Annotated in this window: 8 protein-coding genes; 5 read left to right on the top strand and 3 right to left on the bottom strand. The window is 61.9% G+C overall.

Annotation, left to right across the window (positions count from 1 at the left end):
• The first annotated feature begins 1,012 nt into the window (after window positions 1-1,012).
• Window positions 1,013-1,717: a methyl-accepting chemotaxis protein gene (locus tag AC07ZE_RS04605; RefSeq protein WP_404940885.1), complete on the top strand. Its 705-nt coding sequence runs from the start codon at window positions 1,013-1,015 to the stop codon at window positions 1,715-1,717.
• A gap of 38 nt (window positions 1,718-1,755) precedes the next feature.
• Here AC07ZE_RS04605 and AC07ZE_RS04610 read toward each other — a convergent pair whose 3' ends face one another.
• Together AC07ZE_RS04610 and cra are read right to left on the bottom strand one after the other, a co-directional pair.
• Window positions 1,756-2,535, bottom strand: coding sequence for a TatD family hydrolase (locus tag AC07ZE_RS04610; RefSeq protein WP_207261724.1), 780 nt, complete (start codon window positions 2,533-2,535; stop codon window positions 1,756-1,758).
• A 3-nt stretch (window positions 2,536-2,538) separates the two neighbouring features.
• Window positions 2,539-3,534, bottom strand: a complete 996-nt coding sequence (gene cra, locus AC07ZE_RS04615; protein WP_207261726.1) for a catabolite repressor/activator — start codon at window positions 3,532-3,534, stop codon at window positions 2,539-2,541.
• Between the two features lie 292 nt (window positions 3,535-3,826).
• Here cra and ptsP point away from each other — a divergent pair, with 292 nt between their 5' ends.
• The 4 genes from ptsP to AC07ZE_RS04635 all read left to right on the top strand — a co-directional run bounded on the left by ptsP (window position 3,827) and on the right by AC07ZE_RS04635 (window position 11,089).
• Window positions 3,827-6,688 carry a phosphoenolpyruvate--protein phosphotransferase gene (gene ptsP / locus AC07ZE_RS04620; protein ID WP_207261728.1) on the top strand — a complete coding sequence of 954 codons (2,862 nt, stop codon included), beginning with the start codon at window positions 3,827-3,829 and terminating at the stop codon, window positions 6,686-6,688.
• On the top strand, window positions 6,688-7,629 hold the full coding sequence (pfkB, locus tag AC07ZE_RS04625) for a 1-phosphofructokinase (protein WP_207261731.1): 942 nt from the start codon (window positions 6,688-6,690) through the stop codon (window positions 7,627-7,629). Before ptsP ends, pfkB begins: the two co-directional genes overlap by 1 nt.
• A gap of 11 nt (window positions 7,630-7,640) precedes the next feature.
• The gene (locus AC07ZE_RS04630; RefSeq protein ID WP_207261733.1) at window positions 7,641-9,380 is read left to right on the top strand and encodes a PTS fructose-like transporter subunit IIB; all 1,740 of its coding nucleotides are present in this window, start codon (window positions 7,641-7,643) and stop codon (window positions 9,378-9,380) included.
• A gap of 167 nt (window positions 9,381-9,547) precedes the next feature.
• Complete coding sequence (locus AC07ZE_RS04635; protein ID WP_207261735.1) at window positions 9,548-11,089, top strand: alkaline phosphatase D family protein; 1,542 nt, start codon at window positions 9,548-9,550, stop codon at window positions 11,087-11,089.
• 129 nt (window positions 11,090-11,218) lie between these two features.
• On the opposite strand, the gene AC07ZE_RS04640 is transcribed toward AC07ZE_RS04635, so the two are convergent.
• A complete protein-coding gene (locus tag AC07ZE_RS04640; protein ID WP_207261737.1) occupies window positions 11,219-13,744 on the bottom strand; it encodes a PepSY domain-containing protein in 2,526 nt (841 codons plus the stop codon).
• Window positions 13,745-13,851 lie beyond the last annotated feature (107 nt).

The raw sequence follows: 13,851 nt of genomic DNA on the forward strand, positions 1-13,851 counted from the left end.
CCGTTTGCAAGGGCTGACGGCGATGACCACCGACCCGGAGCAAATCGCCGTTTTTGATGCCAAGCGCGATGAAATGATCACCGCTTTCAAGGCGCAGCAGTCGGAAAGCTCGCTGCAAAGCAAAAGTGCCTTGATCGGTAAATTGCTGGGCAACGCACAGATTTTCAGCCAGATCATCGCCAGCCAGGCGGGTTTGAGTCGCGATACACAAAGCGACATGCGCCAGTTGACCGAACTCATCACCAATATCACCCCGGCCGTTACCCAACTGGTGGGGGACGGTCGGGCGATGGGTTCTTATTCGTTGGGGCAGGGCTTTCTCAATTCATCGTCGAGCACCCGTTTCGATGAACTGTTGGCGCAGATCGAAAAACTCCAGGCCGAATATGGGTTGAAATTGCAGGACGCACTGGCCTCCAGCAAAGCCGCGGGTGAAACCCTGGCGGCTCAGGCCGATAGCAGCAAGCTGTCACTGAAAAAGGCCAGTGAGCTGTTCGAAGAGCAAGTGGTGATGGCCGATACGCTGGATGCGCCGTGGCAGGCTTTTTACGATCAGGTCACGGCCCTGATGGACCAGACTTACCAGCTCAACGAAGCCACACTTAAATTTCTCGGCACTCAGTTACAACAGCGTCTGGAGCAGAACCAAACCCACATGATCTTGCAGGCCGTCGCGCTGTCGGTGGTATTTGTATTGATTTTTTACCTGTATGGCGGCTTCTACGCTTCGACCCGCACCACGCTCAAACGCCTTGGCGGGGTGATGGACAAGGTGGCGGCTGGCGACATGACCGTCACTTTCAGCGCCAACAGCCGTGACGAGCTGGGCGAGTTGGGAGAGGTGTTCAATGGCACCGTGAAGAAAATCCATGACCTGATCGAGCGTGTGGGGCAGACCGTGAGCGAGGTCGAGCGCCAGGCCGGTCAGGTGGAGAACGTCTCCGCACAAAGCAACCAGGCCGTGGCCGGACAGCGTACGCAGATCGAGCAGGTCGCTACGGCGATGAACCAGATGTCGGCCACGTCCCTGGAGGTCGCGCGCAGTGCCGCCGCCGCGGTCAGCAGTGCTCACAGTGTCAACGACGAAACCATCAGCGGCCGCGGGCTGGTGCAATCCCAGCAGGGCAGCATCGCCGCGCTGGCCAGCGAGATCGATCAATCGGTGCGGGTGATCAATCAACTGGCCAGCGACAGCCAGTCCATCAGTCGCGTGCTGGAAGTGATCAAGAGCATTGCTGAACAGACCAACCTGTTGGCGCTCAATGCCGCAATCGAAGCGGCCCGGGCGGGAGAGCAGGGACGTGGGTTCGCGGTGGTGGCGGACGAGGTCCGGACACTGGCCAAGCGTACCCAGCAATCGACCGAAGAAATCGAGCAGATGATCGCCAAACTCCACGGCGGAGTCGGTGCTGCCGTGAAGGCGATGGGGGTGAGCCATGAGATGGCGAACGGCACCGTCGGCCAGTCGGAAAAGGTCCAGCAGGCGCTGGAAAATATCCTTGGCGCGGTGGGCATGATCGTCGACCAGAACCAGCAGATCGCTGCCGCCGTGGAGCAGCAAACTGCCGTGGCCCACGACATCGACCAGAACATCGTCGAGATCAACCGCGCCGGTGAGCGCACCGCCGAAGGGGCGCACCAGACCGAAGATGCCAGCCGTGCGTTGTCGGCGCAGGTGGTGGAACTCAAGCATCTGATCAGCGCGTTTCGGGTTTAACGCCGCGAGGCAGAGCAAAGGTGGGAGCGGGTTGTCAGTTATTGCCAGTTGAACACTTCGCAGGCATTGGCGGTGCTGACGTTGGCCAGTCGTTGGGGGCTGATCGCCATGATCTCGGCCAGTGATGCGCAGATCGCCGGCAAGTGCGCCGGACTGTTGCGCTGGCCGGGAAACATGGCGGGCGCCATGTCCGGCGAGTCGGTTTCCAGTACCACCGAGTCGAGCGGCAACTCGGCCAGAACGCGGTGCATGCGCAGTGCCTGCGGCCAGGTGGCGGCGCCGCCCAGGCCAAGTTTGAAACCAAGCTTGATGTATTCCCGGGCCTCTTCGCGACTGCCGGCGAAGGCGTGGATGATGCCGGCACGTTTCAGGCGAAATCGTTTGAGGGTGGCAATCACTGCCGCGTGGCTGCGCCGTACATGGATCAGTGCCGGCAGATTGAAGTCTGTTGCCAGTTGCAGTTGGGCGTCGAACAGTGACTGCTGGCGTTCACGATCGAGGGTTTCGATGAAGTAGTCCAGGCCGATTTCACCCACCGCGCACAGTTGTCGATGACCGGACAGCCGCGTCAACCAATCCCCGAGTTCCGTCAGATGTTCAGGGCGATGATCGTCCAGATACACCGGGTGCAAACCGAACGCAGCATGCAGGTCGCGATCACCTTGCACCAGGTCCCAGACCCGCTGCCAATTGCCCTGATAAACCCCCAATACCACCATCCGCCGCACCCCGAGGGCGCGGCTTTCGGTCATCAACGCCTGGCGATCGGCGTCGAAGTCCGGAAAATCCAGGTGGGTGTGGGTGTCGATCAGCTCCACGGTTCAGTCCTGGCGAATGCGTTGCTTGAAGGTGCGCGCAATGGCTTGCACGCCGGGTTGGTAATCGGACTGTTCGATGGCGGCCAAGGCCAGCGCCAGGGCTTTGTCGGCAATCAACTGATGCTGCTGGGCCATGGCATTGACCGGCAACGGCAGGAAGTCCAGCAATTGGGTGTCGCCAAACGTGCCGAGGCGCAATGGACGGGATTTGAGCGGGAAGTCATGCAAGGCATCGAACACACCCTGGAGGAGCACGTAAGAAGTGGTCACCAGCGCCTCGGGCAAATGCCCGACACGCTGGAGCAGTTCTTCCATCAACTGTCTGCCGCATTCACGGCTGAACGATTCGCCGTGTTCGATCAGCATTTCACCGTTGTACCCGGCCAGTGCTTCCCTGAAACCGGCGGCCCGTTCCTGGCTGATGCTCAGTTCCGGGCGGGCGCCGATCAAGGCGATCTGCTTGGGCAGCGGGTCGAGCAGGCTGCGGGTCAATTGCAGACTGGCTTCGCGGTCGTCGCTGATCACCGAGCAGAAATGTTCCGGCTCCATGACCCGGTCGATCGCAATGATAGGGATGCCTTTAGCCTGCAACTGACGATAGCTCTCGTCGCCAGGCGGCAGGCAACTGGCGACGATCAGCGCATCGCAGCGCCGGGCACGGAAGAGCTTCAGCAATTGCCGTTCGCTGTCCGGCGCATCGTCGGAGCTGGCGATCAGCAACTGATAGCCGCGAGCCCGTGCCCCTTGTTCCAGCAACTTGGCGATTCGCGCGTAACTGGGGTTTTCCAGGTCCGGCAGTATGAAACCCAGGGTGCGGGTGTGGCGACTGCGCAGCCCGGCGGCCTGGGGATTGGGCGTGAAGCCGTGCTGATCGACCACCGCGCGCACACGCTCGACGGTGGCACTGCTGATGCGTTGCTGTTCGGCCTTGCCATTGATGACATAGCTGGCGGTGGTAACGGACACACCGGCCAACTGGGCGATATCACTGAGTTTCAACCCGTTGATTCCTTGTTTTTTCGAGCATGCTCGACATTTTCGTCAATCCTACCCGATTCAGGCAGTCGACCATTGTCGTGGCGCATCCGACAATTGGACTTCAAGAGAAAGAAATTATGGAGTAACGTGCCAATCATTCTAGATTAAACGTTTCAGCAAGCGTATTTGCTACCATATTGATGCCTTTGGTCGGATCTGCCGCGAAACCGCCAAATGCTGTCTTCGGACAAGCGCGTAAGCTGAATCACTCAAAACAATACCTGGTGTCCACAAGCGCCAAAAAGGAGAAAGCATGCTCGAACTCTCTGTAGAGCAGATATCCATGGGCCAGTCGGCTGTGGATAAGTCCGAAGCCTTGCAGTTGCTGGCCCGGCATCTGGTTGCCGACGGCCTGGTCGCCGATGGTTACCTTGCCGGTTTGCAGGCTCGCGAAGCCCAGGGCTCGACCTTTCTCGGTCAAGGTATTGCCATTCCTCACGGTACGCCGCAAACCCGCGATCAGGTATTCACCACAGGCGTGCGCCTGATGCAGTTCCCCGATGGCGTGGACTGGGGCGACGGGCAGATCGTGTACCTGGCGATCGGTATCGCCGCCAAATCCGATGAACACCTGCGCCTGTTGCAATTACTGACCCGCGCCCTCGGCGAAACCGATCTGGGCCAAGCCTTGCGTCGCGCCAGCTCTGCCGAAGCCTTGCTGAAACTGCTGCAAGGCGCGCCGCAGGAGCTGGCGCTGGATGCGCAAATGATCGGCCTGGGCGTTGCCGCTGAAGATTTCGAAGAGCTGGTCTGGCGCGGTGCGCGACTGCTGCGCCAGGCCGACTGCGTCAGCAATGGTTTTTCCGCTGTGCTGCAGCAGGTCGAAGCGTTGCCGCTGGGCGATGGCCTGTGGTGGTTGCACAGTGAGCAAACGGTGAAACGTCCAGGACTGGCGTTCGTCACCCCGGATAAACCATTGCGCTACCTCGGTCAGCCGCTGAGCGGTTTGTTCTGTCTGGCCAGCCTGGGTGAAGCCCATCAAGCCTTGCTCGAACGCCTATGTGCATTGCTGATTGAAGGTCGCGGCCATGAGTTGGGTCGCGCCACCAGTTGCCGTGCGGTGCTTGAAGTACTCGGTGGTGAGTTGCCGGCGGATTGGCCGAGCGCACGCATTGCGCTGGCCAACGCCCACGGTTTGCATGCGCGGCCGGCGAAAATCCTCGCGCAATTGGCGAAAAGCTTTGAGGGCGAGATTCGCATCCGCATCGTCGAGAGCCAGGACAGCGCGGTGTCGGTGAAGAGTTTGAGCAAGCTGCTCAGCCTGGGCGCCCGACGCGGTCAAGTGCTGGAAATCATCGCCGAGCCGAGCATCGCCGCCGATGCATTGCCCGCGTTGTTGGCCGCCATCGAAGAAGGCCTGGGTGAAGAAGTCGAGCCATTGCCAGCGGTGAGCCCGCCACGGGAAGAAGTCGTCGAAGTCGCCGAGGTGTTGCTGGCGCCGGCGTCCGGCACGCTGGTGCAGGCCATTGCGGCGGCACCGGGCATTGCGATCGGCCCGGCACACATTCAAGTGCTGCAAAACATTGATTATCAGCTGCGCGGTGAGTCCGCGGCCATCGAGCGCGACCGTCTCAAACAGGCGCTGGCGGACGTGCGAAGCGACATTGGCGGCTTGATCGAACGCAGCAAGGCCAAGGCAATTCGCGAGATTTTCGTCACCCATCAGGAAATGCTCGACGACCCGGAACTGACCGATGAAGTCGACACCCGCCTCAAGCAGGGCGAAAGCGCCGAGGCAGCGTGGATGTCGGTGATCGAAGCCGCTGCCCGACAACAGGAATCGTTGCAGGATGCCTTGCTCGCCGAGCGCGCCGCCGATTTGCGTGATATCGGTCGCCGCGTGCTGGCACAGTTGTGTGGTGTCGAAACGCCGAGCGAACCCGAACAGCCGTACATTCTGGTAATGGACGAAGTCGGCCCGTCCGACGTGGCGCGTCTTGATCCGACCCGTGTTGCCGGCATCCTTACCGCCCGTGGTGGCGCCACCGCCCACAGCGCCATCGTCGCCCGGGCCTTGGGGATTCCGGCACTGGTCGGTGCCGGTGCGGCGGTGTTGCTGCTGGCGCCGGGCACTCCGTTGCTGCTCGATGGCCAGCGTGGTCGTTTGCACGTGGATGCTGACGCGACAACCTTGCAGCGCGCCACCGAAGAACGTGACACCCGCGAACAGCGACTGAAAGCTGCTGCCGAACAACGTCATCTACCGGCATTGACCACCGACGGACATGCCGTCGAAGTATTCGCCAACATTGGTGAAAGCGCCGGCGTCACCAGCGCCGTGGAGCAGGGCGCCGAAGGCATCGGCCTGCTGCGCACCGAACTGATTTTCATGGCCCACCCGCAAGCGCCGGACGAAGCCACCCAGGAAGCTGAATACCGCCGCGTACTCGATGGCCTCGCCGGGCGACCGCTGGTGGTGCGTACCCTGGATGTTGGCGGTGACAAACCGCTGCCCTATTGGCCGATCGCCAAGGAAGAGAACCCGTTCCTCGGTGTGCGTGGCATTCGCTTGACCCTGCAACGGCCGCAGGTCATGGAAGCGCAGTTGCGCGCCCTGCTACGGGCCGCCGACAACCGCCCGTTGCGCATCATGTTCCCCATGGTCGGCAGCGTCGACGAGTGGCGCCAGGCGCGGGACATGACCGAACGCCTGCGCCTGGAAATCCCGGTCGCGGACCTGCAACTGGGCATCATGATCGAAGTGCCGTCGGCGGCATTGCTGGCGCCGGTGCTGGCCAAAGAGGTCGACTTCTTCAGCGTCGGCACCAACGACTTGACCCAATACACCCTGGCCATCGATCGTGGTCATCCGACCTTGTCGGCCCAGGCCGATGGCTTGCACCCGGCAGTGCTGCAATTGATCGACATGACCGTGCGCGCGGCCCATGCCCATGGCAAATGGGTTGGCGTGTGCGGTGAGCTGGCGGCCGATCCACTGGCGGTGCCGGTGCTGGTCGGGCTGGGCGTGGATGAGCTGAGCGTGGGCGGGCGCAGCATCGCTGAGGTCAAGGCGCGGATTCGCGAACTGAGCCTCAGCCAAACCCAAACCCTCGCCCAAGCGGCACTCGCCGTGGGCAGCGCCAATGAAGTGCGCGCATTAGTGGAGGCCCTGTAATGGCCAAGATTCTGACCCTGACCCTCAATCCGGCGCTGGACCTCACCGTGCAGTTACCGCGCCTGGAACCCGGTCAGGTCAACCGCAGTGACGCCATGCACACCCACGCCGCCGGCAAAGGGGTGAACGTGGCGCAGGTGCTGGCGGACCTCGGGCATCAGCTGACGGTCAGCGGTTTCCTCGGCGAGGACAACCTGCAGGCGTTCGAAACCCTGTTCGCCAAGCGCGGTTTTGTCGACGCGTTCATTCGTGTGCCCGGTGAGACCCGCAGCAATATCAAGCTGGCGGAAAGCAATGGTCGCATCACCGACCTCAACGGTCCGGGGCCACTGGTCAGTGCCGCGGCGCAGCAAGCGTTGCTCGATCGGCTTGATCAGATCGCACCGTTGCATGACGCCGTCGTTGTCGCGGGAAGCTTGCCGCAAGGTGTCAGCCCGCAGTGGTTGCAGGCCTTGATCCTGCGCTTGAAAAGCCTCGGTTTGAAAGTTGCCCTCGACAGCAGTGGCGAGGCCTTGGCGGCGGCGCTCAAGGCCGGTCCATGGCTGATCAAGCCCAACACCGAAGAGCTGGCCGAGGTGCTGGGTGGCGAGGTGGTTTCGGTCCTTGCCCAGGCCGAAGCGGCGAACCGCTTGCATGCTCAAGGTATCGAACATGTGGTGATTTCTCACGGCGCCGAGGGTGTGAATTGGTTCAGTGTCGGCTCGGCGCTGCATGCCACGCCTCCCAGCGTCAGCGTCGCCAGTACGGTGGGCGCGGGTGACTCGTTGCTGGCGGGCATGCTCCACGGTTTACTCAGTGCCGATACGCCTGAGCAGACCTTGCGCACCGCCACGGCGATTGCCGCGATGGCGGTCACCCAGATCGGTTTCGGCATTGGCGATGCGGCGCACCTGGCGCAGCTCGAACAGGGTGTGCGCGTGCGTCCCCTGACAGAACAATAAGAGGGTTGGTCATGAAGTTAGCCATTGTTACTGCCTGCCCCAACGGCATGGTCACCAGTGTGCTGTGCGCCCGCTTGCTCGATGCGGCGGCCCAGCGTCAAGGGTGGAGCACCAGTGTCGAAGTCAGCGATGCGGCGCATCCGGAGCGGCAAATGTCGGCGGCCACGATTGAAGCCGCCGAGTGGGTTTTGCTGGTGAGCAGCGCGCCGCTGGATATGTCGCGGTTTGTCGGCAAGCGCGTTTTCCAAAGTACGCCAGCGCAAGCTTTGCAAGATGTGGAAGGGGTGCTGCGACGTGGCGCCGAAGAGGCGCAGATTTATCTCGCGCCTGAAGCCACCGCCGAACCTGTAAGCGCCACAAAAAATGCACCGCGCCTGGTAGCGATCACCGCGTGCCCGACCGGGGTCGCCCACACCTTCATGGCCGCCGAAGCCTTGCAACAGGCGGCCAAGCGCTTGGGCTACGACCTGCAGGTGGAAACCCAGGGCTCCGTTGGCGCGCGCAATCCTCTGAGTGCGCAAGCGATTGCCGATGCCGACGTGGTGTTACTGGCGGCGGATATCGAAGTCGCCACCGAGCGTTTTGCCGGCAAGAAGATTTACCGTTGCGGCACTGGCATTGCTCTCAAACAGGCCGAGGCGACGCTGAACAAAGCGCTGGCCGAAGGCACGCAGGAAAGCGCATCGACCGGTGCCAAAGGGCCGGCGAAGCAAGAGAAGACCGGGGTCTACAAACACCTGCTGACCGGTGTGTCGTTCATGTTGCCGATGGTGGTGGCGGGTGGCCTGATGATCGCCTTGTCGTTCGTGTTCGGCATCACCGCGTTCAAGGAGGAGGGGACGCTGGCGGCGGCGTTGATGCAAATCGGTGGCGACACGGCGTTCAAGTTGATGGTGCCGCTGCTGGCGGGCTACATCGCCTATTCGATTGCCGATCGGCCGGGCCTCGCGCCGGGGATGATCGGTGGCCTGCTGGCGAGCACCCTGGGCGCCGGGTTTATCGGCGGAATCATTGCCGGTTTCATTGCCGGTTACGCGGCCCAGGCGATCAATCGTTATGCACGGTTGCCGCAAAGCCTCGAAGCGCTGAAACCGATCCTGATCATCCCGCTGCTGGCCAGTCTGTTCACCGGTCTGGTAATGATCTACGTGGTCGGCAAGCCGGTGGCCGGGATGCTCGCAGGGCTCACGCACTTCCTCGACAGCATGGGCACCACCAACGCGATTCTGCTTGGCGTGCTGCTGGGTGGCATGATGTGCGTCGACCTCGGCGGGCCGATCAACAAAGCCGCGTATGCGTTCTCGGTCGGGCTGCTGGCGTCGCAGAGTTATGCGCCGATGGCCGCGACCATGGCGGCGGGCATGGTGCCGCCGATTGGCCTCGGGATCGCCACGTTCATCGCCCGGCGCAAGTTTGCGCAAACTGAGCGCGAGGCCGGTAAGGCAGCGTTGGTGCTGGGTTTGTGTTTTATCTCCGAAGGCGCGATTCCGTTTGCCGCCAAAGACCCATTGCGCGTGATCCCGGCGAGCATCGCCGGTGGCGCGCTGACCGGCGCGTTGTCGATGTATTTCGGCTGCAAGCTGATGGCACCCCATGGCGGTTTGTTCGTGATGCTGATCCCGAATGCAATCAATCATGCGCTGTTGTATTTACTCGCGATCGTGGCGGGGAGCTTGTTGACGGCGGTGGTGTATGCGCTGGTCAAGCGGCCGGAAGTTGTAGAGTTGGCGGTAGAACCCGTCAGCGCCTGACACAGGCCCCTGTGGGAGCGAATCTGCTCGCGAAAGCGGTCTGCCTGTAAAGTAGAAGTAGACTGACACGACGCCTTCGCGAGCAGGCTCGCTCCCACAGCGATCGCTTTTTCACATGAGTGTCATGCCCGCGTGCTTGAGTTTTTCCTTTTCCAGGGAGAACAACAATGAGCGAATTCGACCTCGGCCGCCGTCGCGTCATGCAAGCGGTGGGTGCCGGGCTGTTGTTGCCGGGGCTGGCGCCAGCGGTGATCGCTTCGGTCAAGGATCGACCGCAACTCACCGACGGTGTGCAATCCGGCGACGTGCTCGGTGACCGCGCGATCATCTGGAGCCGCTGTGATCGCCCGGCGCGGATGGTGGTGGAATGGGACACCCGCAGCCTGTTTTCCAATCCCCGGCGATTCGTGTCGCCCCTGGCCGATGCCCGCACCGACTTCACCGCTCGAGTCGAGCTCACCGGACTGCCCGCCGATCAGGCGATTTTCTATCGTGTGCAATTTGAGGACGCCCGAAGCGGTGTCGTCAGCGAGCCCTGGTTCGGCCATCTGCGCAGCGTGCCCCAGACACACCGCGACATCCGTTTCGTCTGGAGCGGTGACACCGCCGGTCAGGGCTTCGGCATCAACCCTGACATCGGCGGCATGCGTATCTACGAAGCCATGCGTTTGCGACTGCCGGATTTCTTTATCCACAGCGGCGACAGTATCTACGCTGACGGTCCCATACCTGCGCAGCTCACCACCGAGAGCGGTCGGGTGTGGCGCAACCTCACCAGCGAGGCCAAGAGCAAAGTCGCCGAGACGCTCGACGATTACCGGGGTAATTACCGCTACAACCTGATGGACGAAAACATTCGCCGCTTCAACGCCGAGGTGCCGCAGATCTGGCAGTGGGACGACCATGAGGTGGTGAACAACTGGTCGCCAGGCAAGCAACTGGATGAGCGCTACAACAGCAAAGATATCCACAGCCTGGTGGACCGCGGGCGTCAGGCCTGGCTCGAGTACGCACCGATGCGATTACAGGGGGGCGATGGTCACGGGCGGGTTTATCGCCAGTTCGGTTATGGGCCGATGCTCGATGTATTCGTGCTCGATATGCGCAGTTATCGTGGCGCCAATGACGACAACCTGGGCGACGCCAAACCTTTCCTCGGGCGCGAACAACTGGATTGGCTGAAGGCGTCGCTGAAAGCCTCCACCGCGCAATGGAAAGTCATCGCCGCCGACATGCCGATCGGCCTTGGCGTACCGGACGGCGAGGTCAGCCCCGGAGTCGAGCGTTGGGATGCGGTAGCCAATGGCGATCCGGGACCGGCCCAGGGGCGGGAGCTGGAAATCGCCGAGCTGCTGGGTTTCCTGCGGGCGCAGCAGGTGCGCAATTTCGTGTTCCTGACGGCGGATGTGCATTACTGCGCGGCGCACCACTATCACCCGGACCATGCGGCGTTTCAGGACTTCGAACCGTTCTGGGAGTTTGTCGCCGGCCCATTGAATGCCGGAAGCTTCGGTCCTGACCAGCTGGATAAAACCTTCGGCCCTGACGTGGTGTTCCACAAAGCACCGCCGGCGCAAAACAGTTCGCCGTTTGCCGGGTTTCAGTTCTTTGGCGAGGTGAATATCGATGGGCAGACGGGGGAGCTGAGCGTGGTGTTGCGGGATCTGGATGGGGTGGCGGTGTTTGAGCAGAAATTGCAGCCGGTTTAAGAAGAGGGCCGGTCGACACCGTTCCCTTGTGGGAGCGAGCTTGCTCGCGAAGGCGGTATGACATTCAATGTTGAGTGTCTGTCAGACAGCTTTCGCGAGCAGGCTCGCTCTCAGAGGGGATTTGGAGCGTCAGTACACGTCGCGGCGGTAGCGGCCCTGTTCGATCAGGCGTTCAACCTCGGCAGTGCCGAGTACATCGTTGAGGACTTGGTCCACCCCAGTCGCCATCCCTTGCAAGCTGCCGCAAATGTAGATCACGGCCCCATCCTCCAGCCATTTCTTCAGTTCAGTCGCTGATTCACGCAGGCGATCCTGCACGTAGATTTTCTGCGTCTGATCCCGGGAAAACGCCAGGTCCAGGCGCTGCAAATCGCCGGAAATCAACCACTCTTCCAGTTCGTCGCGACACAGGTAATCGTGTTCCCGATGACGCTCGCCGAACACCAGCCATTGACGTTGCTGACCATCGGCAATCCGAGCCTTGAGCAGACTGCGCAGTCCGGCCAGGCCGGTACCATTGCCGATCAGGATCATCGGCACCGCTTCGTTGGGCAGATGGAAACTGCCGTTGCGTCGAACCCGCAGGCTGATGCTGCTGCCCACCGGCGCGTGTTCGGTGAGCCAGCCGGAGCCGACACCCAGGCTGCCATCCGGATGCAACTCCTGGCGCACGATCAGTTCGAGGATGCCGTCAGCGGCAATCGAGGCAATGGAGTATTCACGCATGGCCAGCGGTACTAGGGCATCCACCAGCGCTTGCGCGTGCAGACCGACCAGGTGGCTGCGGTTCTCGGGCAGCTGTCGGCTGGCGAGGGCTTGTTCCAGTGGTTGCGACAAACCATCGAGTGTAATGGCGGCCCGACCGTCGATCCCCAAACCATCGAGGAAATGTTCGATCGCCCAAGGGCAATTGCGCGGCAGCACTTCCACCAGGTCACCCGCCAGCCAACTGCTGGTGGTCGGTGCGGTGAGCCCCAGCAGATAGACAGCCGAACCACTGCTGTCAGGGTTGAGCAATTCGCGACGGCTCAGGGTCCAGTTGCCGTAGCCGGGTGCCTGCCAGGTGTCCACGGGCGCCTGGCCGGTCAACAGGCCCAGTTGCTGTTGCCAGTGACGCAAGGCGTAAGGGTCGCCGCTGTCGACTTCCACCGGGGCAAACAGAGTCTTGCCGCCGTGATCACCCAGCCAGGTGTGCAGGCGTCGGGCAAATCCGCAGAAGTGTTGATACTGCCGGTCACCGAGGCCGAGCACGGCGTAGTTCAGGCTCTCCAGGCTCAACGCCCGGCCCAGTACTTTGCGCTCGAAGCCACGGGCGCTGTCCGGCGCTTCGCCGTCGCCGAAGGTGCTGACCACGAACAGCGCGTTGTTCGAGTCATGCAGGTCCTGCTCGCTGACACTCGCCAGCGGCTGCACCTTCACCGGCAGGCCGGCGGCTTGCAACTGGCCGGCCGTCTGCCACGCCAGTTGCTCGGCGAACCCGCTTTGGCTGGCGAAGCCGATCAGCCACGCCGGGGCGTCGTTGCCCGGTTGTGCGAGGCCTTTGCGGGCGTCCTTGATCTGGCGTTTTTTGCGGCGCCGATCGAGGTACAGCAGCCAGCCGGTGATGAAAAATAGCGGCATGGTCAGGGCGGTGATCGTCAGGATGATGCGCCCGCCGAGGCCGAAGTAACTGCCGACGTGCAGTGCATAAATGCTGGTCAGCAGTTGCGCCTTGAAGCTCTTGTCGCTGTAGCGGTCATGCCGTTTGATCACGCCGGTGACCGGGTCGAGGGTGATCTGGTTCAGTGCGCGGTCGTGGGGCGAGTCTTTCAACAGGTAGTAAACAGTCGCCGGTTTCCCGGCCACCGGTGGCATGCGGGTGTTGTAGAAGCTCAGGTCGGGACCGGCCGCGCTGTAGATGCTGCTCCACATCGCCGAGTAATCGGCTGTCGGGGCCGGGCCGCTTGGCGCCGGACCGCGCGAGCGGACGCGCTCGCTCTGCGGCGAGTCGGAGAGCAATTGGGTCAGGCCCTTGCTGTACCACTCGTAGGACCAGAACAACCCGGTCAGCGCGGAAAAGAGGTAAAACACCAGGCACCAGGTGCCGGCAACCGAATGCAGGTCCCAGTTGAAGCTGCGACCTTTTTTCTTCCAGTCGAGGGTCAGCCAGGTGCGCCAGCTTTTCCACTGCCGAGGCCAGCGCAGGTACAGGCCGGAGAGGCAGAAGAACACCAGGATCAGCGTACAGGCGCCGGTGATCTGCCGGCCGGTGTCGCCCATGGCGAGGAAGCGGTGCAGTTGCAGCATCAGGCCGAAGAATTGCTGGCCGGTAGCGTCGCCCATCAGTTCGGCGGTGTACGGATCGAAGAAGCGCATTTGCCCCCGGCGCTCCCCGGGAGGCGGAGTGAAGAACACGCGTGCGGCGATGTCGCTGTCGACGTCCACCGAAAGCATCGCGACTTTTTTGCCGGTGGATGCTTCGATTTTTTCGACCAGTTCAGCAGGCGGCAATACACCTGCAACCTGCTTCTGCACCTGCAGCACCGAAGGGTTCAGTGCGTAGAGGATTTCATCCTCAAACGAGACCGTCGCCCCGGTGATGCCCATCAGGGCCAGGACCAGTCCGGCGCTGATGCCGAAAAACCAGTGCAACTGGAACAGGGTTTTCTTCAACACGTCGCTCGCCTTGTTCGTTTAAAAATAATCGTCACGGCGCGCATTATGCCGTGGGTTTTCGAGAAGCATTCTTTTTACACACAAAAGCCCCGTTCACCTGGATGAAC

This window comes from Pseudomonas sp. GW101-3H06 (assembly GCF_059424605.1).